The organism is Vibrio navarrensis, from assembly GCF_015767675.1.
Taxonomy (GTDB): domain Bacteria; phylum Pseudomonadota; class Gammaproteobacteria; order Enterobacterales; family Vibrionaceae; genus Vibrio.
This window is the reverse complement of sequence record NZ_CP065217.1, coordinates 632,615-658,509: the sequence shown is the minus strand read 5'-3', so window position 1 is coordinate 658,509 and position 25,895 is coordinate 632,615. Positions and strand designations below refer to the sequence as shown.

General features: G+C 49.2%; 23 protein-coding genes and 2 pseudogenes. 5 read left to right on the top strand and 20 right to left on the bottom strand.

What is annotated here, in order from left to right; translation table 11 throughout:
- Position 1: 1 nt before the first annotated feature.
- From hscB to trmJ, 6 genes are all read right to left on the bottom strand, one after another.
- Positions 2 to 517 carry a co-chaperone HscB gene (gene hscB, locus I3X05_RS02900; protein WP_045570594.1) on the bottom strand — a complete coding sequence of 172 codons (516 nt, stop codon included), beginning with the start codon at positions 515 to 517 and terminating at the stop codon, positions 2 to 4.
- A 55-nt stretch (positions 518 to 572) separates the two neighbouring features.
- Entirely contained in the window at positions 573 to 896 is a 324-nt protein-coding gene (iscA, locus tag I3X05_RS02895; RefSeq protein ID WP_045570595.1) for an iron-sulfur cluster assembly protein IscA, read from the bottom strand.
- A 73-nt stretch (positions 897 to 969) separates the two neighbouring features.
- Positions 970 to 1,353, bottom strand: a complete 384-nt coding sequence (gene iscU, locus I3X05_RS02890) for a Fe-S cluster assembly scaffold IscU (protein ID WP_039424283.1) — start codon at positions 1,351 to 1,353, stop codon at positions 970 to 972.
- 47 nt (positions 1,354 to 1,400) lie between these two features.
- Positions 1,401 to 2,615, bottom strand: a complete 1,215-nt coding sequence (locus I3X05_RS02885) for an IscS subfamily cysteine desulfurase (RefSeq protein WP_045570596.1) — start codon at positions 2,613 to 2,615, stop codon at positions 1,401 to 1,403.
- A gap of 30 nt (positions 2,616 to 2,645) precedes the next feature.
- The gene (gene iscR, locus I3X05_RS02880) at positions 2,646 to 3,152 is read right to left on the bottom strand and encodes a Fe-S cluster assembly transcriptional regulator IscR (protein WP_045570597.1); all 507 of its coding nucleotides are present in this window, start codon (positions 3,150 to 3,152) and stop codon (positions 2,646 to 2,648) included.
- Between the two features lie 112 nt (positions 3,153 to 3,264).
- On the bottom strand, positions 3,265 to 3,996 hold the full coding sequence (gene trmJ, locus I3X05_RS02875; RefSeq protein WP_193167912.1) for a tRNA (cytosine(32)/uridine(32)-2'-O)-methyltransferase TrmJ: 732 nt from the start codon (positions 3,994 to 3,996) through the stop codon (positions 3,265 to 3,267).
- A 243-nt stretch (positions 3,997 to 4,239) separates the two neighbouring features.
- Between trmJ and suhB the strand changes: the two genes are divergently transcribed.
- Positions 4,240 to 5,043, top strand: coding sequence for an inositol-1-monophosphatase (suhB, locus tag I3X05_RS02870; protein WP_045570599.1), 804 nt, complete (start codon positions 4,240 to 4,242; stop codon positions 5,041 to 5,043).
- Positions 5,044 to 5,219: 176 nt separating this feature from the next.
- Here the strand turns inward: suhB and secF are convergent, their stop codons facing one another.
- From secF to I3X05_RS02840, 6 genes are all read right to left on the bottom strand, one after another.
- Positions 5,220 to 6,167 (bottom strand): protein translocase subunit SecF, encoded by a 948-nt coding sequence (gene secF, locus I3X05_RS02865; RefSeq protein WP_045570600.1) that lies wholly within the window; start codon positions 6,165 to 6,167, stop codon positions 5,220 to 5,222.
- Positions 6,168 to 6,181: 14 nt separating this feature from the next.
- Positions 6,182 to 8,038: a protein translocase subunit SecD gene (secD, locus tag I3X05_RS02860; RefSeq protein WP_082069688.1), complete on the bottom strand. Its 1,857-nt coding sequence runs from the start codon at positions 8,036 to 8,038 to the stop codon at positions 6,182 to 6,184.
- A gap of 21 nt (positions 8,039 to 8,059) precedes the next feature.
- A complete protein-coding gene (gene yajC, locus I3X05_RS02855) occupies positions 8,060 to 8,389 on the bottom strand; it encodes a preprotein translocase subunit YajC (protein WP_039424269.1) in 330 nt (109 codons plus the stop codon).
- A 117-nt stretch (positions 8,390 to 8,506) separates the two neighbouring features.
- The gene (gene tgt / locus I3X05_RS02850; RefSeq protein WP_045570602.1) at positions 8,507 to 9,643 is read right to left on the bottom strand and encodes a tRNA guanosine(34) transglycosylase Tgt; all 1,137 of its coding nucleotides are present in this window, start codon (positions 9,641 to 9,643) and stop codon (positions 8,507 to 8,509) included.
- 161 nt (positions 9,644 to 9,804) lie between these two features.
- Positions 9,805 to 10,857, bottom strand: a complete 1,053-nt coding sequence (gene queA / locus I3X05_RS02845; protein WP_045570603.1) for a tRNA preQ1(34) S-adenosylmethionine ribosyltransferase-isomerase QueA — start codon at positions 10,855 to 10,857, stop codon at positions 9,805 to 9,807.
- 199 nt (positions 10,858 to 11,056) lie between these two features.
- Positions 11,057 to 12,280: a S1 family peptidase gene (locus tag I3X05_RS02840; protein WP_413470438.1), complete on the bottom strand. Its 1,224-nt coding sequence runs from the start codon at positions 12,278 to 12,280 to the stop codon at positions 11,057 to 11,059.
- A gap of 206 nt (positions 12,281 to 12,486) precedes the next feature.
- Here I3X05_RS02840 and I3X05_RS02835 point away from each other — a divergent pair, with 206 nt between their 5' ends.
- On the top strand, positions 12,487 to 12,942 hold the full coding sequence (locus tag I3X05_RS02835; RefSeq protein WP_045570604.1) for a CBS domain-containing protein: 456 nt from the start codon (positions 12,487 to 12,489) through the stop codon (positions 12,940 to 12,942).
- A gap of 84 nt (positions 12,943 to 13,026) precedes the next feature.
- On the opposite strand, the gene aceA is transcribed toward I3X05_RS02835, so the two are convergent.
- The 3 genes from aceA to I3X05_RS02820 form a co-directional block, all read right to left on the bottom strand.
- On the bottom strand, positions 13,027 to 14,337 hold the full coding sequence (gene aceA, locus I3X05_RS02830; RefSeq protein ID WP_045570605.1) for an isocitrate lyase: 1,311 nt from the start codon (positions 14,335 to 14,337) through the stop codon (positions 13,027 to 13,029).
- A 136-nt stretch (positions 14,338 to 14,473) separates the two neighbouring features.
- Entirely contained in the window at positions 14,474 to 16,111 is a 1,638-nt protein-coding gene (gene aceB, locus I3X05_RS02825) for a malate synthase A (RefSeq protein ID WP_045570606.1), read from the bottom strand.
- Positions 16,112 to 16,717: 606 nt separating this feature from the next.
- The gene (locus I3X05_RS02820; RefSeq protein WP_193157953.1) at positions 16,718 to 17,623 is read right to left on the bottom strand and encodes a hydrogen peroxide-inducible genes activator; all 906 of its coding nucleotides are present in this window, start codon (positions 17,621 to 17,623) and stop codon (positions 16,718 to 16,720) included.
- A gap of 197 nt (positions 17,624 to 17,820) precedes the next feature.
- On the opposite strand from I3X05_RS02820, the gene I3X05_RS02815 reads away from it, so the two are divergent.
- The 3 genes from I3X05_RS02815 (at position 17,821) to ppk2 (ending at position 20,301) form a co-directional block, all read left to right on the top strand.
- Entirely contained in the window at positions 17,821 to 18,432 is a 612-nt protein-coding gene (locus I3X05_RS02815) for a peroxiredoxin C (RefSeq protein WP_039424257.1), read from the top strand.
- 275 nt (positions 18,433 to 18,707) lie between these two features.
- Positions 18,708 to 19,451 (top strand): copper homeostasis protein CutC, encoded by a 744-nt coding sequence (locus I3X05_RS02810; protein WP_193157955.1) that lies wholly within the window; start codon positions 18,708 to 18,710, stop codon positions 19,449 to 19,451.
- 73 nt (positions 19,452 to 19,524) lie between these two features.
- Entirely contained in the window at positions 19,525 to 20,301 is a 777-nt protein-coding gene (ppk2, locus tag I3X05_RS02805) for a polyphosphate kinase 2 (protein WP_045570608.1), read from the top strand.
- A gap of 6 nt (positions 20,302 to 20,307) precedes the next feature.
- On the opposite strand, the gene phoU is transcribed toward ppk2, so the two are convergent.
- From phoU to I3X05_RS02785, 5 genes and pseudogenes are all read right to left on the bottom strand, one after another.
- On the bottom strand, positions 20,308 to 21,006 hold the full coding sequence (gene phoU, locus I3X05_RS02800) for a phosphate signaling complex protein PhoU (protein ID WP_039424252.1): 699 nt from the start codon (positions 21,004 to 21,006) through the stop codon (positions 20,308 to 20,310).
- 45 nt (positions 21,007 to 21,051) lie between these two features.
- A complete protein-coding gene (gene pstB, locus I3X05_RS02795; protein WP_039424249.1) occupies positions 21,052 to 21,870 on the bottom strand; it encodes a phosphate ABC transporter ATP-binding protein PstB in 819 nt (272 codons plus the stop codon).
- A gap of 1 nt (position 21,871) precedes the next feature.
- A pseudogene (pstA, locus tag I3X05_RS23710) lies at positions 21,872 to 22,840 on the bottom strand (phosphate ABC transporter permease PstA); the annotation flags it as partial.
- Positions 22,841 to 23,103: 263 nt separating this feature from the next.
- Positions 23,104 to 23,551: pseudogene (locus I3X05_RS23705) on the bottom strand (phosphate ABC transporter permease PstA); the annotation flags it as partial.
- A gap of 21 nt (positions 23,552 to 23,572) precedes the next feature.
- Entirely contained in the window at positions 23,573 to 25,765 is a 2,193-nt protein-coding gene (locus I3X05_RS02785; RefSeq protein ID WP_045570610.1) for an ABC transporter permease subunit, read from the bottom strand.
- Positions 25,766 to 25,895 lie beyond the last annotated feature (130 nt).

The following is a 25,895-nucleotide window of genomic DNA, read 5'->3' as shown; positions in this document are numbered from 1 at the left end:
ACTAGCCGAAGAGCTTCTCTTCCACTAGTTCGATTTCGTTCTTTAATTTGGCAATAAATTTCAGCTTACGAACACGATCTGCGGCTTGCTGCCACAGAGTATCGTTAAGCTCTTGCTCTATCGCACTCAGATGCTGCTTATACATTTTGCTCACTCGAGCATCAAATTCCGCCAATACATCTTGTGCGTCTGAAGCGCTTGGGATCGCTTCGAGCTCTTCTCTCAGCTCCATCTGCTCCATGAGGAACATCGGGTCTTGTAAAGTTTGTTGCTCACCACGAATTTCCACCCCATTTTGCGCCAATAAATATTCCGCGCGAGAAATGGGATGTTTCAAAACTTGGTAAGCGTCGTTGATTTGTGCCGCTTTTTGCACCGCCAGCAAGCGATCCCGCTCAGAAGCGGTGGCAAAGTTATCCGGATGGAAACGCTTTTGCAATTCCCGGAACTGAGAAGAAAGAAGGCTACCATCCAGCTGATACTGAGTTGGTAGCCCAAATAGTTCAAAGTGATTCATCGAGTTCTGGCCCTTGATTAAACGTTCTGAGCCATCAGGCCCAGAACTTCAGTCGTTAGACGTTGAAGCTTTCACCACAACCACATTCACTTTTCACATTCGGGTTATTGAACTCAAAACCTTCGTTCAACCCTTCTTTGACATAGTCAAGCTGGGTGCCGTCGAGATACACCAAACTCTTTTTGTCGATAATCACTTTCACGCCTGAATGTTCGAATACTTCGTCTTCTTCATTCAGTTCATCAACAAATTCCAGCACATACGCCATACCTGAACAGCCAGTGGTTTTCACTCCCAGACGCAAACCAATCCCTTTACCACGGTTATCAAGGAATGCTCTTACTCGACTTGCTGCGCTTTCTGTTAGTGTAACGGCCATACTGCACCTTAGTTAATGTGTTGACGATTCTAATGGGAGCGAAAAGGCTCCCATTATAGCTGTAAAGAGTGGCTTAAAGTTGGTGTTTTTTCTTGTAATCCGCAACTGCGGCTTTAATCGCGTCTTCGGCGAGAATAGAGCAGTGCACTTTCACTGGTGGCAACTCTAACTCTTCGGCTATCTCAGAGTTTTTGATCGACGCCGCTTCTTCAATGCTCTTGCCTTTCACCCACTCAGTAACCAGTGAGCTGGATGCGATCGCACTGCCACAACCGTAGGTTTTAAACTTCGCGTCTTCGATGATGCCTTCTGGCGTCACTTTGATCTGCAGTTTCATTACGTCACCACAAGCGGGTGCGCCAACCATACCACTACCGATAGACGGGTCGTCTTTGTCAAACGAACCAACGTTACGTGGGTTCTCGTAGTGATCAATTACTTTTTCGCTGTATGCCATGATATTTCCCTCGAATCCTCTATAAATTGCTCTGGATTAACTTGTGCTTAGTGGTGCGCCCACTCAACCGTGTTCAAGTCAACCCCATCTTTGTACATATCCCATAGAGGAGACATGTCGCGTAGCTTGTTTACGGCTACACGGATCTGTTCAATAACGTAGTCAATCTCTTCTTCGGTGGTAAAACGACCAAAGGAGAAACGAATCGAGCTGTGAGCCAGTTCGTCATTCAAGCCAAGTGCACGCAGCACGTAAGATGGCTCAAGGCTGGCTGAAGTACACGCACTGCCTGATGAAACCGCGAGATCTTTTAGCGACATCAGTAGAGACTCGCCTTCAACGAAAGCGAAACTGACGTTGAGGTTATGTGGGACGCGCAGATCAAGATCGCCGTTGACCGTGACCGCTTCCATGTCTTTAACGCCATCAAGCAGACGGTTACGCAATGCCAATGCATGGTCGTAATCTTTTTGCATCTCTTCTTTGGCGATACGGAACGCTTCACCCATGCCAACGATTTGGTGAGTAGCCAGAGTGCCAGAGCGGAAACCGCGCTCATGACCGCCGCCATGCATTTGTGACTCAAGACGAATACGTGGTTTACGGCGTATGTAGAGTGCGCCGATACCTTTCGGACCATAAATCTTGTGTGCTGAGAGTGAAATCAAGTCCACTTTCATCGCTTGAACGTCAATCGGCACTTTACCGGCAGATTGCGCAGCATCCACGTGGAAAATGATCTTGCGCGCACGGCACAATTCACCAATCGCAGCGATGTCTTGAATCACGCCAATTTCATTGTTGACGTGCATGATGGAGACGAGAACTGTGTCGTCACGCATCGCGGCTTCGAGTTTGTTCAGATCGATGATGCCGTTCGCTTCAGGCTCAAGGTAAGTCACTTCAAAACCTTCACGCTCTAGTTGGCGAGTCGTGTCGAGCACCGCTTTGTGCTCTGTTTTGCAAGTAATAATGTGCTTGCCTTGCTTTGAATAGAAATGGGCCGCGCCTTTGATTGCCAGGTTATCTGACTCGGTTGCACCCGAAGTGAAAACAATTTCACGTGGGTCTGCATTAAGCAGATCGGCAATTTGCTCACGAGCGGTGTCGACCGCTTCTTCCGCCTGCCAACCGTAACGATGAGAACGTGACGCCGGGTTACCAAAAATACCGTCCATCGTCATGTGCTGAACCATTTTCTCAGCGACGCGAGGATCAACGGGGCACGTTGCCGAATAGTCTAGATAAATAGGCAGTTTCATTCTTCACTCCAATGTAAACATGCTGACCGCTTAAGAGCGGAAATTTACACCGATGGGCGCGGTGCTTGTATTTTTGTTAGCCAACCCATGATTTACCGCTAGGGTTATCTCCTGACGGTCAGAAATTTCGAGGACTTCATTGTCGCTCATCAACTCACCAAGAGTGATGTTGTTCAAGAAGTCACTAATACGCGAGCTTAAATCACGCCATAGTGTGTGTGTTAGGCAACGCGTGCCGCCTTGGCAGTCACCTTTGCCTTGACACTTGGTCGCATCAACCGACTCATCAACCGCCGCGATCACCGTACCAATAGAAATGGAGAAAGCATCAGCGCCTAGGCGGTAACCACCACCAGGACCACGCACACTGGCAACTAAGCCTGCTTTACGCAATTTAGAAAAAAGCTGCTCAAGATAAGAGAGCGAAATCCCCTGACGCTCAGAAATGTCAGCCAGAGGAACAGGACTTTTTTGCGAATGCAGCGCCACATCCAGCATTGCTGTTACCGCATATCTTCCCTTAGAGGTCAGTTTCATAACACACCGTATCCACACTTTTACAATGGATAGATTTTTCCATACCCGAGTAAAACGGTCAAGTATTTATTTGACTATTTTACTCAGGTATTCATCCCTTAATTTTTAAGGGTTATTTTTTGCCCAGGTGCAATTTTTCAATCGCCGTCAGCACGCCGCGCAAAATGTTGAGCTCTTGCGCCTCCGGGCGAGCACGACTGAACAGACGACGCATTTTGTTCATCACTTGATTAGGTTGATCGGGACTGATGAACTCACTTGCCAACATCACCTTTTCGAGATGTTGATAGAAAAGTTCTAACTCTTTGTGTCGAGGATATTCCACTTCGGCAATGGGTGCGTACTGACTTTGCTGATCATTCAGGTACGCCATACGCACTTCATAGCTGAGTGTTTGTACCGCCATGGCAAGGTTTAATGAGCTGTACTCTGGATTGGCTGGAATGCAGACGTGATAGTGGCACTTTTGCAGCTCTTCGTTGGTCAAGCCAGTGCGCTCGCGACCAAAAACCAGCGCCACCGCACCTTGCTTGCTTTCTTGGATCATCTTCTCACCGCACTCTCTTGGCTCAAGCATCGGCCATTCCAAAGTACGCGAGCGAGCACTAGAACCCACGACTAAAGCGCAGTCACCCACCGCCTCTTCTAAAGAAGAGACAATACGGGCATTCAAGGCCACATCAGAGGCACCAGAGGCCAGCGCAATCGCCTGAGCATCCACTTCGCATTCCGGTTGTACGAGAACCAATTGGCTTAGGCCCATCACTTTCATTGCGCGAGCGGTAGAGCCGATATTACCTGAGTGGGACGTTCCGACGAGAACAACTTTGACCTGATCTAACATGCGAGTTTTTAGTACCTGATTTAAAACCGCAGGATGTTAGCATATTTTTCTCTATCGCCCTATATTGTTGGCGGCATGTAGGGAATTAATCACTTGGTCGAAGAGCGTAGAGCTGCGTTTTCTTGATGCTCATCACATCAAGTAAGGAGCGCCGCTTAAAAAATCGCCACTTCACATTTCATTTTTCTCTGGTATACTCGCCGCCGCTTTCATTTGTTCTTTAACATCCGTTGGGAAATTCGTATGCATCCAATGCTAAACATTGCTATTCGCGCTGCGCGAAAAGCAGGCAACCATATTGCTAAATCACTAGAAAACGTTGAGAAAATTGAATCTACGCTAAAAGGCACAAACGACTTTGTGACCAACGTAGACAAAGAAGCAGAAACGATCATTATCGATACTATTAAAAACTCTTACCCAGAGCACTGCATCATCGCTGAAGAAAACGGCACGATTGATGGTAGAGATAAAGACGTACAATGGATCATTGACCCACTGGATGGCACCACCAACTTTGTCAAAGGCATTCCTCATTTCGCGGTTTCTATCGCCGTGCGCATCAAAGGCAAAACTGAAGTGGCTTGTGTTTACGACCCAATGCAAAACGAATTGTTCACCGCTCAGCGTGGTTCAGGTGCACAGCTCAACAACGCACGTATCCGTGTAAAACAGCCAAAAGATCTTCAAGGTGCGGTTATTGCAACCGGTTTCCCATTCAAACAGAAGCAACATTCTGAATCTTACTTCAAAATCATGTCTGCCATGTTTGTTGAAGTCGCAGACTTCCGCCGTGCTGGCTCTGCTGCACTGGATCTTTGTTACGTTGCCGCTGGTCGTGTTGACGGTTACTTTGAGCTTGGTCTCAAACCTTGGGACATCGCTGCGGGCGAGCTGATCGCACGCGAAGCGGGTGCGATCATCACTGACTTTGCCGGCGGTACAGAATACCTGAAATCAGGTAACGTCGTTGCTTCAAGTGCACGCGGCGTTAAATCATTGCTGAAACACATTCGTGAGAATGGTAACGACGCAATTCTTAAGTAATCCATAGCCCGTCACGCTGATTGCTTTTGAATGAGCCCCTTCCGCAAGGTTGGGGCTTTTTTATTTACGGCCAATGCATAAATAAAATAAATGGCCTACGCAAAATAGAAAAAAGGCAAAATAGAAAAAAGCCGCTGTGGTTTGCAGCGGCTTTTGCGTTTTATGCTGTAAAGCGGTTAAGGCAGTTCTTCGAACTCTGCACCTTCTTTTTCCACTTGCGGTGGCATCAGGTGCTCTTTCTGAATACCCAGTTTCAGCGCCAGCGCCGAAGCCACATAAATAGAAGAGTAAGTACCAACGGTGATACCCAGTAGCAATGCGGTAGCAAAACCGTGGATCATCGCCCCGCCCTGTGCAAACAGCGCAATCACCACAAATAAGGTCGTGCCAGATGTAATCAGCGTACGGCTCAATGTTTGCGTGATCGAGTTATCCATTACATCAGCAGGCTCGCCTTTGCGCATCTTGCGGAAGTTCTCACGAATACGGTCAAATACCACAATAGTATCGTTCAGCGAGTAACCTACTACCGTCAACAAAGCGGCAACAATGGTAAGATCCACTTCGATTTGCATCATGGAGAAAACACCCAACGTAATGATTACGTCGTGCGCCAATGCCAGTACCGCACCCGCTGCCAGACGCCATTCAAAACGCATCGAGACATAGAGCAAAATACACAGCAAAGAGACCAAAATCGCCAGACCGCCCGCTTCGGTGAGTTCGTCACCCACGTTCGGGCCCACGAACTCGATACGGCGCATCTCAACGTTTTTGCCTGTACCTTCTTTAATCGCACTTAAGATCTGGTTGCCCAGCGTCTCACCCGCAACATCTTCACGAGGACGCAGACGCACCATCACATCACGCGCTGAACCGAAGTTTTGTACTGTCGCATCAGCAAAGCCTTTGCTTTCCAGCGCACTACGGATCTCTTCTAGATTGGCAGGCTGTTCAAAGCCTACTTCAATCAAGGTACCGCCGGTAAAATCCAATCCCCAGTTCAACCATTTAGTAGAGAGGGTAAAGAGCGACGCCCCAATCATCACAATCGACAACGCGAATGCGACTTTCGACCAACGCATAAAGTCGATCGCTTTGTCTGCTTTTAGAATCTGAAACATAACAATTCCCAGCCTTAGATCGACAGTTTATTAATACGTTTGCCGCCATACAGTAGGTTGACAATGCAACGCGTACCGATGATGGCCGTAAACATGGACGTCAAAATACCGATAGATAACGTCACCGCGAAGCCTTTGATCGCCCCGGTTCCGACCGCGAACAAAATAATCGCCGTGATCAGTGTGGTGATGTTGGCGTCAGCGATGGTGCTAAACGCATTCGCGTATCCTTGATGAATCGCTTGCTGCGGATTGCGCCCTTCACGAAGCTCTTCACGGATACGCTCAAAGATCAGAACGTTGGCGTCGACCGCCATACCAACCGTCAAGACAATCCCAGCAATGCCTGGCAGGGTCATGGTCGCCCCCGGAATCATCGACATGACACCGATAATCAGTACCAAGTTCGCCATCAGCGCCACGTTGGCAATCAAGCCAAACTTGCGGTAGTAAAGCAGGGTAAACAGCATAACCGCCACCATACCCCAGATACACGCTTGGATACCCATGTCGATGTTCTGCTGGCCCATAGATGGGCCGATGGTACGTTCTTCAACGATTGAGATAGGGGCAATCAAAGCACCTGCACGCAATAGCAACGCCAAGTTGTGAGCTTCAGAGACAGAATCGATCCCAGTAATGCGGAAGTTGCGTCCCAACGCCGACTGAATGGTCGCTTGGTTGATCACCTCTTCATGCTTAGTGAGAATCACTTTGCCTTCCGGCGTGCGACGGCCGCTATCTTTGTATTCCGCAAACACCGTCGCCATCAGCTTGCCGATGTTCTTCTTCGAGAAGGCGGACATTTTATTGCCCCCTTCGCTATCGAGCGAAATATTTACCTGCGGACGACCGTATTCATCGGTACTGGAGCTAGCATCGGTAATACTTGCACCACCGAGAATCACCCGTTTTTTCAGCACGACCGGACGACCATTACGATCCGTTTTGATTTCACTGCCTGCTGGAGCACGGCCACTCGCCGCTGCAGCTAGGTCAGCTTTGTCATCCACTTCACGAAACTCAAGTGTTGCCGTTGCCCCTAAAATTTCTTTCGCACGGGCAGTGTCTTGCACCCCTGGCAGTTCAACCACAATGCGACTCGCGCCTTGGCGTTGAACCAAGGGTTCTGCCACACCGAGCTCGTTCACACGGTTACGTAGGATGGTAATGTTCTGCTCAACCGCGTAGTTGCGGATCTCTTGCAGACGCGCTTCGGTAAAGGTACCAACCAACTCATAGCGACCATCTGCCACTGACTCAACAAACGTCATGTCGGGATGGTTTTTGACTAACAGCTGTTTCGCTTCGGCTACTTGCTCTGCATCACGCAGCAACACTTCAACCGCTTGTTTACCCGTCGGACGAATAGAACGGTAACGGATTTTGGCATCGCGTAGCTCACTGCGAAATGCTTCTTCTTGCTGGCCGACCAGCTTCTCCATCGCGGCGTCCATGTCCACTTCCATCAGGAAATGCACACCACCACGCAGGTCAAGGCCAAGCTTCATCGGCGCAGCACCGATGGATTCCAGCCAATCTGGCGTTGAAGGCGCCAAGTTAAGCGCGACAATCTTGTCTTTGCCAAGCGCTTCACTGACAACATCGCGAGCACTCAATTGGGTGTCGGTATCGTTGAAACGGACAAGAATCGAGCCATTTTCTAGGGCAATCGATTTGTGGGTAAGGTTCTCTTTGGTAAGAGCGTTGGTGACAGCATCCAGCGTTGACATATCTACAGAGGCGCCACGCGCCCCTGTAACTTGAATTGCCGGATCTTCACCGTAGATATTTGGAAGTGCATACAAGGCAGCGATAGCGATGGTTAACATCACCATCAAATACTTCCATAATGGGTAACGGTTTAGCACAGCGAGGATCCTCTAGCTGTTTTATAAAGATTTAAGCGTACCTTTTGGTAGCACAGCGGTAACGAAGTCCTTTTTGATCACAACTTCGTTGTTGGTGTTCAACTCAATTGAAATGTAATCGTTGTCTTCTGCGATCTTAGTGATTTTACCCACCAGACCACCACTTGTAAGTACTTCGTCTCCCTTACCCATCGCCGCCATTAAGCTTTTGTGCTCTTTAACACGTTTCGCTTGAGGGCGGTAAATCATGAAGTAAAAGATAACGGCAAACATGCCAAGCATGATCAGCATTTCGAAACCACCACCTTGTGGTGCACCTTCTGCCGCAGCGTGAGCTTGAGAGATAAACATTAAAACATCCTCATTAATTTTTATTGATAATCCAACAAATTGGGTAACGCCACCTCATTTTCAAGCGAAGTCGCTCATAAAAACAAGATGGCGCAACATTTTTTTACTTTTACAAAATTAAGCCTGTTGACCAAGTGGCGGCACTTCGCGATTGCGCCTTGCGTAGAACTCTTCCACAAACTGCTCGAAGCGATCTTCATCAATCGCCTTACGAATGCTTTCCATCAAACGTTGGTAGTAACGTAGATTGTGGATAGTGTTCAAGCGAGCGCCGAGGATTTCGTTGCAACGGTCCAAATGGTGCAGATACGACTTTGAGTAATTTTTACAAGTGTAACAGTCACAATGTGGATCGAGAGCGCTTGTATCGGTTTTATGTGTCGCATTACGGATCTTGATCACACCGCCAGTGACAAACAGGTGTCCGTTACGCGCATTTCGCGTTGGCATCACGCAGTCAAACATGTCGATCCCGCGGCGAACGCCTTCCACCAAGTCTTCCGGTTTACCCACGCCCATCAAGTAGCGAGGTTTGTCTTCCGGTAGCTGCGGGCACGTATGCTCAAGCACGCGATGCATATCCTCTTTGGGTTCACCCACTGCAAGACCACCGACCGCGTAGCCATCAAAGCCGATTTCCGTCAGCCCTTTGACCGAAACATCACGCAGGTCTTCGTAAACACCACCTTGCACGATGCCAAACAGGTTATTGGGGTTTTCGAGCTTATCGAAGTGATCACGCGAGCGCTGAGCCCAGCGCAGTGACATTTCCATCGACTTTTTCGCTTCCGCATGCGTTGCTGGATACGGGGTACATTCGTCGAAAATCATCACGATGTCAGAGCCGAGATCTTTTTGGATCTCCATCGATTTTTCTGCATCCATGAAAATCTTGTCGCCGTTAACCGGGTTACGGAAATGCACGCCCTCTTCGGTGATTTTACGAATGTCGCCCAAGCTGAACACTTGGAAACCGCCTGAGTCGGTCAGAATCGGGCCTTGCCAGTTCATGAAATCGTGCAAGTCACCGTGCATTTTCATTACTTCTTGACCCGGACGCAGCCACAAGTGAAAGGTATTGCCGAGGAGAATTTCAGCGCCTGTGGCTTTCACTTCTTCTGGTGTCATCCCTTTTACCGTACCGTAAGTCCCCACTGGCATGAACGCTGGCGTTTGCACGGTACCGCGTTCAAAGGTCAGTTGACCACGACGGGCATTGCCATTTTTCTTTTTAAGATCGAACTTTAATTTCACGAAGCCTCCAACGTCAGAGAAACAGTCTGACGGTTTAGTCACGGACGATGTACGTCCCACGAGAGCGGTCGCTGTCTCCTTGCGAAGCGGTTACCGTGGCGGTAACCCCTCTAGCTTTCTGCTAGCACTCGTAATTGGTTCACGCGGCGATTCTGCCGCGCTTAGCAAGTCTTCTTTTCAATAAACATCGCATCACCATAAGAGAAGAAGCGATATTGGTTGTCCACCGCATGCTGATAAGCGCGCATGGTATGTTCATAACCCGCGAACGCGCTCACTAACATGATGAGCGTCGACTCTGGCAAGTGGAAATTGGTGATCAAACAATCGACCAACTGGTATTGATAACCCGGGTAGATGAAGATCTCGGTATCGGCAAAAAATGGCGCGAGCTCAGCGCCTTTTTTCAGCGCATCTTGCGCGGCACTTTCCAAAGAACGTACCGACGTGGTGCCTACCGCGATAATGCGCCCACCACGTGCTTTGGTCGCCGCAATGGCATCCACCACCTCTTGCGGCACTTCCGCATACTCTGCGTGCATGTGATGGTCGTGAATATTGTCCACCTTCACTGGCTGGAAAGTGCCCGCCCCAACATGCAAAGTCACGTAAGCCAGTTCGACACCTTTGGCTTGCATTTGTTCCAGCAATTGCGCGTCAAAGTGCAATCCAGCCGTTGGCGCGGCAACGGCACCGGGTTTCTGGTTATAAACGGTTTGATAGCGTTCTTTATCCGCCTCTTCGTCTGGGCGGTCGATATAGGGAGGAAGGGGCATGTGGCCAATCTCTTCCAACACCTCTAATAGCGTTTTATCGCCGTTAAGCTTGAGTTCAAACAAGGCACCATGACGCGCGATCATCTCCGCACTGTACTGGTCGTTTTCACCCAGAATGACGGAGCTGCCCGGTTTAGGCGATTTAGAACAGCGAACATGCGCCAGCAGACGTTTGTCATCAAGCATCCGCTCCACCAGCACTTCCAGTTTACCGCCCGAGGCTTTACGGCCAAACATCCGCGCCGGGATCACGCGGGTATTGTTAAACACCACTAAATCCCCCGGCTGAACTAAGTCCAACACGTCTTTAAAGGTGCCATCTTTTACCTCGCCACTGTTGCCATTTAGCTGAAGTAAACGACTGGCCGTGCGATCTGGTTGAGGATAACGGGCGATCAGTTCGTCAGGTAAGTCGAAGTGAAAATCTGAAACTTGCATGCTACTGCTCTTGGTAAATTCTTCTGGGGTTTAACGTCATTATAATGCGAGTGAATTTTTCGCAGTGGGGTAGTATAGAGCGACAAGGTTCAATAGCAAGCAAAGTTCTCGGCGAGAGTGTAACAAGCCTCGCCAAACTTAAGCCGAGGCGTAAACAAGTACTCAGCGAGCAAAATAGGCTCGCTGAGTGGATGAAAAGTTAGCGTTTTGTTCTGAAGATCCGCACGGCAAAGAGACTCAACACCCACAGATAGTGGACGCTTCCACCACCTTGGGCTTTACCGGTAAATTGACAGCTGTTGGTGGAGATGCCTCCGTGACAATCTCCCGACGCATTATCATCTCCTCCCCCGTTGTCAGCGCCCGCATCACTGCCATTGTCAGCGGCATAGTTGCGGATAAAATCGGGCGGCAAAATCGGTGAAGTGGGCGGATTCGCGGCATTGACGTAGCTCACTATCCAATCGTAGTAGGTACTGACTTTGGTATAAAAGCTTGGCAGGGTCACCGCCGCGCAGGTTGGTGTCAGTAGTGGAATTCCGCTGACGATACCAATCTGTTTGCCAGTGACATCATCCAGCAAAGGGCCGCCACTGTCGCCTTTACAGACGTTGTTGCCGTATTGCGTTCTCTCATCAGGGTTCCAAGGCAACACTTCATTGGCCATGGTGCAGATTTTGCTCACATTGGTTGGCGCTTCAATGATTCCCGGTAAGTCGTTACCCAGTTCTAAGCGCTGATAGCAGTTCGTGATTGGCAAGTAGGTTAACTGCGTTTTCTGTAGTGTAGGCGAAGGGGTGGATGCGTTGGCAACGGTTGCTCCCCACCCCGATGCGGTGACATTTTTGGGTCGCAGGTTGGTGGCAAATTCATCATCCCACTGGCTATTGAGTCGAGTTTCAATTTGGCGCATCTCTTCCATCGTCGGCAATGAAGATAACGCTACCCCCGTCACGGGCCGTTCGAGATACAGCAACGCGACATCACTATCCAGGCTGGTGCTCACCAAGGTCATCAGACCGTCGCTGCCCTTTTTGTATTCGCTCAAGCGTGTATAGCTTGGATGAACCACGACGTGAGAGACATTAAAGTAGTTCTCTATCTGCGACAGATTGAGATCCGGCGTGCGTGCCGTGACCGAGATTTGATGAGGTTTGGTGACAAAATAGCTGGCGAGATCGGTGCCTTCGCCCATGACCACACAATGCGCCGCCGTCAATACCCAGCGCTCTGACACCATAGTGCCACCGCAAACCGGAAATTCGGCCATGTTGCTTGAGCGAATCGTCACTCGAAAACTGGCGTCCGGATCATTTTCTCCGAGAATGATGGCGTGGGTGCTGGCACAGATCGCCCAAGCGCCCGCTAAAAGAAGCGTTTTTTTCCACATGATAAAGACCACTGATAGCTCAACTGCGCTCATATTCAGCCAGACTCTTCGACAGGGAAATCCCCGGCCGAAAAATGTGCGAGGAATATCCTCTCTTGCGCCGTTGCTAGTGCTCGGATTGCGCACAAAATGCCAACTGACTCGCAGCAAATTTGTTGTGGGAAAACGCGTTGGCTCCCAGATATTTATGCCATTTGTGTCTATAGTAAAAAGGAAGAACGGAACGACTGGAGGACACCATGATCAAAGTAGAAGATATGATGACTCGCAACCCTCATACCTTGTTGCGTTCGCATACCTTAGCAGATGCGCGCAATATGATGGCCGCACTCGACATCAGACACATCCCGATTGTTGACGCGAACAAACGCTTGCTGGGAATCGTAACCCAACGCGATATTCTCGCGGCGCAAGAATCCAGCTTACACAACGCGCCAGCCGATCAATCCTACACCGACGATACGCCGCTTTATGAAATGATGCACAGCAGCATTATGACCGCCGAGCCAAAAGCCGGGCTTAAAGAGAGCGCCCTGTACATGCAAAAGCACAAAGTCGGCTGTTTACCTGTGGTCGATAGAGGTCAGTTGGTGGGCATTATCACCGACTCGGATTTTGTCACCATCGCGATTAACTTACTGGAACTGCAAGAAGAAGTGGAACCCGACGAGCTGGAAATGGAAGACGATCTCTAGAGACCAAGATCACCGCCGGATGTATAGCTAGCATTGGAACACAAAAGAGCGGCCGAAGCCGCTCTTAAGCATTTTGCACTGATATTAATGGAACTGATCTTCTTCTGTTGAGCCCGTGAGCGCCGTGACGGATGAGTTGCCGCCCTGAATGGTGTTGGTCATACGGTCAAAGTAGCCAGTACCCACTTCTTGCTGGTGCGCAACGAAGGTGTAACCTTTCTCCGCAGCTTGGAACTCAGGACGCTGCACTTTCTCAACATAGTGACGCATCCCTTCGCCTTGCGCGTAAGCGTGCGCCAGTTCAAACATGTTGAACCACATATTGTGAATGCCCGCCAAGGTGATGAACTGGTATTTGTAGCCCATATCCGACAGCTCTTGCTGGAACTTGGCGATGGTTTCGGCATCCAAGTTCTTCTCCCAGTTAAATGATGGCGAGCAGTTGTACGCCAGCAGTTGGTCTGGGTATTGCGCATGAATAGCCTCTGCAAACTTACGCGCTTCTTCTAGACATGGTGTGGCTGTTTCACACCAGATAAGGTCAGCGTAAGGCGCGTAAGCAAGACCACGAGAAATCGCCTGTTCAATGCCGGCACGTACGCGGTAGAAACCTTCTTGAGTACGCTCACCAACGATGAAGTCGGCATCATAAGGGTCGCAATCTGAGGTAAGCAAGTCTGCAGCGTTGGCGTCGGTACGAGCAATAACCAGCGTCGTTGTGCCCGCAACGTCAGCAGCCAATCGAGCTGCCACCAGTTTTTGCACCGCTTCTTGCGTTGGTACTAATACTTTACCGCCCATGTGGCCACATTTTTTCACCGATGCAAGCTGATCTTCAAAATGCACGCCTGCCGCGCCTGCTTCAATCATCGATTTCATCAGCTCGTAGGCGTTCAATACGCCACCAAAGCCCGCTTCAGCGTCAGCCACAATCGGCAGGAAGTAGTCAATGCCACCCTCTTCTGGCGATTTACCATTCGCCCACTGAATTTGGTCTGCACGACGGAACGAGTTGTTGATGCGCTTCACCACTGAAGGTACCGAATCAACTGGATAGAGTGACTGATCTGGGTACATGGTAGATGCGGTGTTGTTGTCCGCAGCAACCTGCCAACCAGACAGATAGATGGCTTCAATGCCCGCTTTCGCTTGTTGAACCGCCTGACCACCCGTCAGTGCACCCAAACAGTTTACATAACCTTTTTTGGCGCTCCCGTTGACCAGCGACCACAACTTATCTGCGCCACGTTGGGCCAGCGTGTTGGCAGGAACAATAGAACCACGCAGATCCACCACTTCTTCAGCGGTGTATGGACGCTTGACGTGCTTCCAGCGAGGATTGGTTGCCCAGTCTTTTTCTAGAGCTTCGATTTGTTGGCGGCGAGTTAATGTCATTGGTCTATCCCTCTTTATTATTGGCGCTTCACGGCGCTTTTGAGTTTCCATTTCTCCGGCAGTACTTCCTTATCTGCCTTCAAGTTGTTCACGTTATTGGTAGTAAGTTGTCGGTGTTCAGTTATCAGTTTTTCACTCAGTCCAGATAGTCGTAACCTGGAACCGTTAAGAAATTACTCAGTTCATCGCTGGTGGTTAACCTTGCCATTAGCTCGGCGGCTTCAACAAAGCGTCCGGCTTGATAACGCACGTCACCTATTTCCTGTTTCACGACCTCAATTTCTTCTTTGAGGTATTGTTCAAACAGCGCTTTAGTGACCGTTAAACCGTTATCTAAGGTTTTCTGATGTTGAATCCATTGCCAAATTGAGGCGCGCGAGATCTCAGCCGTCGCAGCATCCTCCATCAAGCCGTAAATCGGTACACAGCCGTTACCGGAGATCCACGCTTCGATGTATTGCAGCGCGACTCGAATGTTGTGACGCATGCCATGCTCTGTTCTCTCTCCGCCGCATGGTGCAAGCAGTTCCTCAGCGCTGATCGGCGCATCTTGCTCGCGGCTAACATCCAGTTGGTTGCTACGCTCGCCAAACACTTGATTAAACACGGCCATTGCGGTGTCCGCCAAACCTGGGTGAGCAACCCAAGTGCCGTCGTGGCCATTGTTGGCTTCCAGCATTTTATCGTTAAGGATTTTGTCTAAAACGCGCTGGTTTTCTACTGGATCTTTAGCGGGAATAAACGCCGCCATTCCTCCCATCGCAAAGGCACCACGTTTGTGGCAAGTACGGATAAGCAAACGCGAGTAAGCGTTGAGGAAAGGCTTATCCATCGTTACGACTTGGCGATCTGGCAGAACGCGATCTGGATGTTTTTTCAAGGTCTTGATGTAGCTGAAAATATAGTCCCAGCGGCCACAGTTCAGACCGACGATGTGCTCTTTGAGAGAAAAGAGAATTTCATCCATTTCAAACACTGCTGGAAGCGTTTCGATCAGCACTGTCGCTTTAATCGTACCTGTGTCTAGACCGAAATAATCTTCGGTGAAATGGAATACCTCACTCCACCACTTCGCTTCATGGTGAGACTGCAGTTTAGGCAGGTAGAAATAAGGACCGCTGCCTTTTTTTAGTAACGCTTTGTAGTTGTTATAAAAGTAGAGCGCGAAATCAAACAATGCTCCGTGAATGATCTCTCCCTGCCACGTGACATGTTTTTCTCTCAGATGCAGGCCGCGCACACGGCAGATGAGCACCGCTGGATTTTCCACCAGTTGGTAGTGCTTGCCATTGTCTGAATTGGTATACGAGATGGTGCCGTTGACCGCATCGCGCAAGTTGATTTGACCATCTAACACTTTCTCCCAAGCTGGCGACATGGAATCTTCGAAATCCGCCATGAACACTTTGACGTTGGCATTGAGGGCATTGATCACCATTTTGCGATCGGTGGGACCAGTAATCTCCACTCGACGATCTTGCAGATCGTGAGGTATACCAAGGATCTTCCAACTCCCTTCACGGATATCCTGCGTTTGCGGCAGAAAATCGGGCAGTTCGCCTTGGTCGATACGCTCCTGTCTCTCTTCACGGGCAGTAAGCAGTTCATCGACTTGAGAGGCAAACCTAGCACACAACTGAGATAAAAAGGTTTGGGCCTCAACAGGGAAAATTGCTTGATGCTCTGGCGATAGCTTGCCAGTCACCTCAAGCATGCCTTGGGTCTGTTGCTGTTCAGTGGGTGCGTTTTGTTTCTCGGGAGTTTGAGCAAGCATGTTTCTTCTTCCTTAAATTAGTTTGCTTGTGAAAGGCAAAGCAACATTTGTAACTTTAAAACCACAAAATACATCCTCGCTTTTCATGGTTTCTTCACCTAACGTTTCGGCTTTATGTCTTTAACATCTCTGAGATGCTTTGCAATATCAATCTAGACATAAGTCTTACAAGCCTTTAATTAACTTACACCAACATGCGTTAGAGTAAAAGTTCAAAAGTAAACAAAACGTTAAATTCGAAGTTTTATTCCGTTTGAAACAAGTGCTTGATTTTTCCATTTAAAATGTAATTTATTACGTAATTTAATTACATTAATTTGGGCTAGTAAATCGGGTTTTAAACAGGTGTATGAATCGATACATGGGGATAAAAGGCCTTTATTTACTTGCGCTGTGAATCATAAGCTGGAGATATTTTAAACAGAGCATGAGCGCGAATGTGTAAAATTAACATTGTGAAGTTTTACAATTTTATGAAAGCTTCACCAAAGCATTGCTGTAAAATTTTACAAGTCAAACTGCACCAACAGCATAAAATGCTAAAAGGCACGCTTTTTATAGCGTGCCTTTGATAACAATAACGAAAAATAGAGCTAATACTATTTGCTACAGTAGCTCTGAAACCACATCCGCCAATTGATGGAAAATTTGCGTCCGTGCCGAACCGGGACGCCAAACCAGACCAATATCACGATAAGCGAGTTGGCCGGGTGGCTCCACCACGACTAAATTTTGGTTGTCGAGCAGGCCATGATCGATCGCCATTTGAGGAATGAAAGTCGTGCCCAACCCATTTGCCACCATCTGCACTAATGTATGCAAGCTGGTGGCACTGAAGGGATTAATTTTCTCTTTATCCGTGAGTTTGCAAGCGGAGACCGCATGCTCGGTCAGGCAGTGCTCGCGCTCCAAAAGAAACACCGACTCATCCGGCAAATCACAATAACTAATAGGCACTTTGATTTTGTCTGCTTGATGACGGCTGATCACCATCTTAAACGGATCTTGGCCAACCACTCGGTTCTCCATCCCCTCAATGTCGACTGGCAGCGCTAAGATCAACACGTCCAACTCACCGTGACGTAAGGCCGTTAACAGATTGGTCGTGGTATCTTCACGCAAAAGCAGGTTGAGCTGCGGAAAACGTTGGTTCACATCTTGAACAAGGTCGCCGAGCAAGAAAGGGGCGATGGTCGGGATGCAACCCACTTTGAGTTGCCCTTGCATGCCGTCTCCTTGACACAAGTTGCCAAGCTCCACCAAATCCTGCCCTTTGGCTAATAACTCACGCCCGTGCAGCACCACCAGCTCACCGGCCTGAGTAAACACCAGCGGGCTCTTTTTGTCTTTTTTCTCGTACAACGGACAACCAATCAGCTCTTCGAGATTTTGTATCCCTTTACTTAAAGTCGATTGACTGACAAAACACCGCTCAGCCGCATCGCTAAAATGGCGAGTTTCGTACAAGGTGATGAGATAGTGTAACTGCTTAAGACTGGGCCACTTATTCATAGAATTATTATTATTTACCGTCGTTTGTTTGATTGGCTCGGAGGAAATCGGTCTATCGCTTTTTTCGATGAACCTAATCTATTTATTTCGCTTTTTTCAATACTACAATCTGTACTATAGTTTGTCTCGCAAAAACACGGACCAGACCGAAGAGAGCTCTCTTGGTCAGGAACTAACTATATTTTTAGGAGCAAAAAATGGTACTAGTAGGTCGTCAAGCCCCAGATTTTACTGCTGCAGCTGTTCTAGGTAACGGTGAAATCGTTGATAGCTTCAACTTTGCTGAATTCACTAAAGGTAAGAAGGCAGTTGTTTTCTTCTACCCACTAGATTTCACTTTCGTTTGCCCATCAGAGTTGATCGCGTTCGACAACCGTTACGAAGATTTCAAAGCGAAAGGCGTTGAAGTTATCGGTGTATCTATCGACTCTCAGTTCTCTCACAACGCATGGCGTAACACTGCTGTTGAGAACGGCGGTATCGGTCAAGTTAAATACCCACTGGTTGCAGACGTTAAACACGAAATCTGTAAAGCGTACGACGTAGAGCACCCAGAAGCAGGCGTTGCTTTCCGTGGTTCTTTCCTTATCGATGAAGACGGTCTAGTACGTCACCAAGTAGTTAACGACCTACCTCTAGGCCGTAACATCGACGAAATGCTACGCATGGTTGACGCACTGAACTTCCACCAAAAGCACGGCGAAGTATGTCCTGCTCAGTGGGAAGAAGGTAAAGCAGGTATGGACGCTTCACCAAAAGGCGTTGCAAGCTTCCTAGCGGAACACGCATCTGACCTAGCTAAGAAATAATTGACCTTTTAACGCCCGCGCTCAACGGGTGAATGGTTGGATGATTCTCATAGAGAAATAAAACATTACAGTGCGATAAATCGCCAACGCCAATCAGTTAAAAGTAAAGTCCTATTCAAGCCCGATGCCAGTCATCGGGTTTTTGTTTATCGGTTTACAAGCCAAAAAGGGTAAGCTTCGCGCGCATTTTTACCCCTATTCTCTCCACGTCACACCACGCTCAGCTGTTATCATAAAGCTCATTTTTCCTGTTACCGGCACAAGAGCATCCCATGGTGAATTACCACATTGAAGTATGTATCGACAACATTGAATCCCTGCACCAAGCGATTGCAGGTGGCGCAACGCGGATAGAGCTCTGTTCATCGCTTGCACTAGGTGGCCTCACCCCAAGTTTTGGTTTTATGCGCCAAGCTGCGGCACACTCGCCGATTCCGGTCTACGCCATGATTCGCCCACGCCAAGGGGATTTTTTCTATACTGAAGAGGAAGTGGAGATCATGATGTGGGATATCGAGGCGGCACAACGGGCTGGGCTGCAAGGCGTTGTGCTGGGTCTGCTCAACCCAGACGGCTCAATTGATTACCAACGCACTCAACGTTTGTGTCAGCACGCCACGGCTTTAGGCCTCGGCGTCACCTTTCATCGAGCGTTTGACCAATGCAGCGAGCCCAAACAAGCGCTGGAAGACATTATCGCACTTGGCTGCGAGCGCATTCTCACCTCTGGCCTTGCGCCTTCAGCACCACAAGGCGCAGCGCTACTGGCTTCGTTGGTTGAGCAAGCCGCAGGGCGTATTGCCATCATGGCGGGCGCTGGGGTGAACGCCAGTAATGTCAAAGAGTTAGTAGCAAAAAGCCACGTCACGGAAGTGCATCTCTCTGGTAAAGGCGTACGCCCGAGCAAAATGCACTTCATCGCCGAGCAAAGCAAAATGGGCGCAGCCAATATTGATGATTTTATGATCCCACTGACCGACATTGAGGCGATTGCCAAGACAGTTTCAGTTCTCAAATAACTGAATCCGCTCTTTTTTTGCTAAGGCTCAATGTTAAGATGACCACTTGCCACTATCCAAGGAGGGACTTTCGATGGGCAAATTGAAGCGCAAGCTCTACGAGCGTGAACTAGAGCAGTTACAGATTGAACTGGTTAAACTGCAAGAGTGGGTCAAATACAAAGGCTTGAAAGTCGTGGTGATCTTCGAAGGCCGCGACGCAGCGGGCAAAGGTGGCGTTATCAAACGCATTACGGAAAAGCTCAATCCCCGCGTCTGTCGAGTATCGGCTTTGCCTGCTCCAACGGAAAAAGAGAAAACCCAGTGGTATTTTCAGCGTTACGTCGCTCATCTGCCGTCCGCTGGTGAAATCGTGCTGTTTGACCGCAGTTGGTACAACCGTGCCGGGGTCGAAAAAGTGATGGGCTTCTGCTCTCAAGATGAATATGAAGAGTTTCTACGAGCCTGCCCTGAGTTTGAACGCATGCTGCAACGGTCAGGGATCATTTTGCTCAAATATTGGTTTTCGGTTTCCGATGAAGAGCAAGAGAAGCGCTTTCTGGAGCGAATAAATACCCCTATCAAACGCTGGAAATTTAGCCCGATGGATCTGGAATCGCGCAATCGCTGGGCCGAATACTCACAAGCCAAAGACAAGATGTTTGCCTATACCGACACCAAACATAGCCCTTGGTGGGTGGTACCGTCGGACGATAAACGCAAAGCAAGACTCAACTGCATTCACCATCTGCTCAGCCAAGTGGATTATCAGGAGCTGCAACATCCACCGATTGAACTGCCAGAAATCAACAAAGAAGGCTACGTCCGTTCCCCCGTTGAAGAGCAGACCTTGGTGCCGCAGAAATATTAAAACCGGCTATTTCAGGGCGTCGTTGATGCCCTGATCGCCCAAATGACGCACATCTTTGCCTTTCACAAAGTAAATGATGTATTCGCAGATATTCTGGCAACGATCACCCACTCGCTCTATCGCGCGCGCCGACCACATCACTTGCAATATATTGGGGATGTTTTTCGGATTTTCCATCATGTAGGTCATCAACTGGCGGATCACCGCTTCGTATTCCGCATCCAGCTTATCATCCATTTTATGTACTTTTGCCGCCGCATCGACATCCATGCGCGCAAAGGCATCGAGTACTTGATGCAACATGCCAATCGCCTGACGAGCGAGTGGCTCCAACGACACATGAAACTGACTCTCTTTAGACGACGGGCTCTCAATTGCCACGTAGGCCATTTTGGTTGCCACATCACCGATGCGCTCTAAATCGGTAATCGTTTTGATGATCGCCATGATCAAACGCAGATCTTTTGCCGTAGGCTGCCGCTTGGCAATAATGCGCGTACAAGCGTCGTCTATCGATACTTCCATCGCATTGACTTTATGGTCGTCACGCACCACCCGCTTCGCCAGTTCCACATCGTCATTATGTAATGCCTGCATCGCAAACGAGAGTTGCTGTTCCACCAATCCTCCCATGGTCAACACATGAGTACGAATCGACTCTAACTCGACATTAAACTGACCAGAGATATGACGACCAAAATGCATAGCGTTCCTTTTTCGATTGTGGTGGTGATCCGCGCATTGTTACGATTAACCGTAACGGCCGGTAATGTAATCCTCGGTTTGCTTTTTCACCGGAGAGGTAAAGATAGTATCGGCATCCGAATATTCAATCAGTTTTCCCATATGAATGAAAGCGGTGTAATCGCTCACGCGCGCCGCTTGCTGCATGTTATGGGTGACAATTACCACAGTATATTGAGTCTTAAGCTCATTGATAAGCTCCTCAATGGTTAGAGTAGAGATCGGATCCAAAGCGGAGGTGGGTTCATCTAACAATAGCACTTCTGGCTCAATGGCGATGGCACGCGCAATCACCAATCGTTGCTGTTGCCCCCCCGATAAACCGAATGCGTTTTCGTGCAGACGATCTTTCACTTCATCCCACAACGCCGCCGAGCGCAAAGCTCGCTCTGCAGCGTCGTCTAGCGCTCGGCTATTTTTTATCCCTTGTAAACGCAAACCATACACGACGTTTTCATAAATCGATTTAGGAAATGGGTTAGGCCTTTGAAACACCATGCCCACTCGGCGACGTAGCGTGGCCACATCAACGCCCATATCGTAAACATTCTTGCCGTGCAGTTTGACTTGCCCGGTCACACGGCACCCTTCGACCAAATCATTCATACGGTTAATGCAGCGCAACAGGGTCGATTTTCCACAACCTGACGGGCCGATAAAAGCCGTCACCCGTCCTTTGGGAATGCGCATCGATATGCCATGCAGCGCCTGAGTTTGTCCATAATAGAGGTTTAAATCCTCAATGCAGATAGCAGTTTGCTCATCGCTCAAGCGGCTTACGTCCAATGGAGCTTGATACCCCAAGGTCTCGTTAATTGAAAACATCTCAGTCTTGCCCCAAAGTACGATATTTTTCTCGTAAGTTATTACGGATGCTAATGGCGGTTAAATTAAGCCCGACGATCACTGTGACCAGCAGAAAAGAGGTAGCGTATACCAATGGCCTTGCCGCTTCGATATTGGAGGTCTGAAAACCAACATCGTAGATGTGGAAACCCAGATGCATGAACTTGCGATCGAGATGGACATACGGAAACTGACCATCCACAGGTAAACTCGACGCCAGCTTCACCACACCCACCAGCATCAACGGCGCCACTTCCCCTGCTGCCCGAGCAATGGCCAGAATCAAACCCGTGATGATCGCGGGGGTCGCCATCGGTATAACCACTCGCCACAAGGTTTCATATTGCGTTGCGCCAAGCGCCAAAGAGCCGTGTCGCACCGAGTTAGGAATGCGCGTCAGGCCCTCTTCGCTGGTCACAATCACCACGGGCAGAGTCAGTACAGCCAAAGTGAGCGCCGACCAAAGCAACCCCGGTGTACCAAACGTTGGCGCTGGCAAACGTTCAGCGTAGAACAATTCGTCGATAGAGCCGCCAATGGTGTAGACAAAAAAGCCCAGACCAAACACCCCATAAACGATCGACGGCACACCCGCTAAGTTAATCACTGCGATGCGAATAATGCGAGTAAAGGCATTGTTTTTCGCGTACTCATGCAGATAAATGGCGGCAATCACACCAAGCGGCATCACAATGATTGACATGATCAAAACCAGAAAAACCGTACCAAAAATCGCAGGAAAGACTCCGCCTTCAGAATTAGACTCACGGGGATCATCAGACAAGAACTTCCAAAGTTGCTGCGCCCAATGCCCCATTTTCTGCGCAAAATTCATTTGGTTTGGCAACCAGTAGTCAAGAATATCACTCAGTGCGATCGGCACTCGTTCGCCTGTCATATCCTCAACGATCAAAGAATAGCCCGTCAATTGCAAACGCAGGCTATCCAACTGCTGATCATAATTGGAGAGCTGCAACTCAAACTGCGCTTTCTGCGTGAGGTAATTCGACAAGTAATCTGGCGTCACCGTTTTGTTCAATTCACGTTTACGCTTTTCAAGGCGTAATTGCTCTAAGCGCCAACTGAGCGGTTTGATGTTGTGCTCAACGATCAGGGTGATCTCTTCACGCAGTCGCTGCGCGTAGCCGATCTTCTCATCCAGCAGCGGCAACACTCCTTGAGTGGTTTGCACACCTTCATCAACAAACGCGAGGATGCGGCCAAAAAAATACCCGCCTCGGCTACGTTCTATCACCGCAATATCACTCGGAGTCTGCGCGTCACTCAGTTGCACTTGCAGTAGCGAGAGAAACTCCGACGGGTAGCGTTCACGATTGGCCACTTTGATGTTTAAACGTGTGAGCTGATCCTCTCCCGCCGCCAAGGTTTGCCACGGCTCAGGGAGTTGGGCAGTCGGTACCTGCTCTTTTTGATACAACTGCCCTACAATCCGCTCACCGACTTTGAGCGGCAAGGTTTGATGAGCGACGGGCGCCTCAAGCAATGTCCATTGATACACTGGCTCGGGCCAGAAGTAGTTAAGCCCTTTCCAGCCAATCAAAGTGAGCAGCCCAAGCACCGCCAACAAACTGATACTGACCGCGCCACCCGTTAGCCAGATCCACGGTGCGCCTGAGCGAAACCAATTCAGCACCCACATTCTCCTTTCGTCGTTCGGCGGTTAAAGTGCACGGTATTTTTCTCTCAATCGCTGACGCACCCATTCCGCCACAGAGTTAACTGCGAAGGTAAAGACAAACAGCAGGAGCGCGGATAAAAACAGCAGACGGAAATGAGAACTACCCACTTCAGACTCAGGAAGTTCCACCGCAATAGTGGCAGAGAGGGTTCGCATCCCTTCGAGAATGTTCCAGTCCATCATAGGCGTGTTGCCTGTCGCCATCAGGACAATCATGGTTTCTCCCACCGCGCGGCCAAGCCCCATCATAATGGCAGAAAAAATCCCTGGGCTGGCAGTGAGCAACACCACACGCGTTAAGGTTTGCCAAGGTGTTGCACCAAGTGCCAACGACCCATCCGACAGATGCTTTGGCACCGAGAAAATCGCATCTTCGGCGATAGTAAAGATGGTCGGGATCACCGCAAAGCCCATCGCCAACCCCACCACCAGCGCGTTACGCTGATCAAAGCCAATGCCGTGCTCCGACAGGTAGAGACGAATATCGCCGCCAAACCAGATGTGTTCGATGCTTGGTGCAAGCCAAAGGCCAATCGGCAGCATCACCAGCAGTGTAGGCATCAAGATCAACGCATGCCAACCGTTGGGGATGCTGTGTCGACAGTTGGCTGGCAATAGACGCCACAGTGCCCCCACCACGATGGTGCTCAGCGGCAAAAAGATCATCAGCGATATCACCGAAATCAGATGGTTTTCAACAATAGGGGCGAACCAAAGCCCAGCGAGAAAACCGATGATGACGGTTGGCATCGCTTCCATCAATTCGATCGACGGCTTCACCACCCGGCGCATTCTCGGCGCCATAAAATAAGCGGTATATATGGCACCGAGCACCGCGATCGGCACCGAAAAGAGCATGGCAAACATCGCTGCTTTGATGGTTCCGAATGCGATAGGAATAAGACTGAATTTGGCTTCAAAGTCATCACTGGCCGAAGTCGATTGCCAGACAAACTGCGGCTCCGGGTAACCTTCATACCACACTCGTTGCCACAACGAAGAGAGTGACACTTCCGGATACGGATTCTCTACTTTGGTAACATTCAACTGGCCGGGAAAATAAGAGAGCAGGTAGTGCTCATTATTGGACATGGCCGAAAGCTGCGGCGCTTGAGAGAAAGCGCGAGAAAACAGCACCAACTTTTCACTGGTGGTGTAGTGGCTTTGCAAAGTGCCATTGGTGTAAAAACTGTAGAAGCCCTTGCGATGCGTATCAGGAAGCAGATACTGCACCTGTGAGGCCAATTTGAAATCACGAATGTGCGTTAAGCGGCGCTGATTGTCGCGACGCGTATCAAACCACTGCGACACCCGACCATCATTGTGCGTGACCAATAAGGAGTATGCGCCCGCCAAAAGATCGATATTTCTTACCGAGTGCTTTTTATCCCCCAAGGTTAAATCCACCACCTCTCGAACGCGAAAAGCCTCTTGCCGCTTGCGGGCAATAATCAGCTCAGAGCCACTACGCAGATACAAGGTCGCGCCATCGGGCGTCAGCAACAGTTGATCAATATCGTTAAACGAGCTTTCAAACTTAAAATCGATTTGGCGCTGCGTTAGCGCAGACTTCATCAACCAGCGTGCCGACAAAGTGCCATCGCGATCAAGCCAAACCAAAGTGGGCGAGTTAGGGTTAACACTGAAAGCAAACTGCCGGACAGACTCGCCCTTTTCAGCCAAACGAAAGCTAAATTCTGGCGAGTAAAACTCGATATCTGGCTGCTGAACTTCTTTCGCCAACGAGCTGTTGAACTCGGGCTTGAAGAGCGTCACTTCACCACTTTCATCCAAAAAGCCATACCATTCAACCGCCGGAATAGTACGGGCGAACAACAGCGGATTGGCCGTTAACTGGATCTCTTTGAGACGAATGCCCAGATCAAGTTGCCAGAAAGAGAGTAAACCAGATTGACTGACGCTCATCGCGCGCTGACCGTAGTCATCTACCGCCAACGCCACTGGCTGAGAGAGCGTTGCGGGCATTGTTTGATAATTACGCTCTAATTTGGCGTCGGAAAAGAGCGGAAACACCACCATCGCCAGGTAGACAAAAATCAGCACTAACGCTGCAAGTACGCCCAAACCGCCACAAGTGACAGCAAAACGAGCCAGTCGATCTTTGAGCAATCTCGACTTGTCTCTTTCCTGCAATGTGAATCCGGCTCTGGCCATCTGTCTCTCTACCTATTTACACGTAAAAGCATAATATTTCGTTAAGATGACAATTATATTACAGATCACATTAACCGTATGAAAAGAATACAACTATTACCTAGAACATGATATGAAATAAATCTGTAAC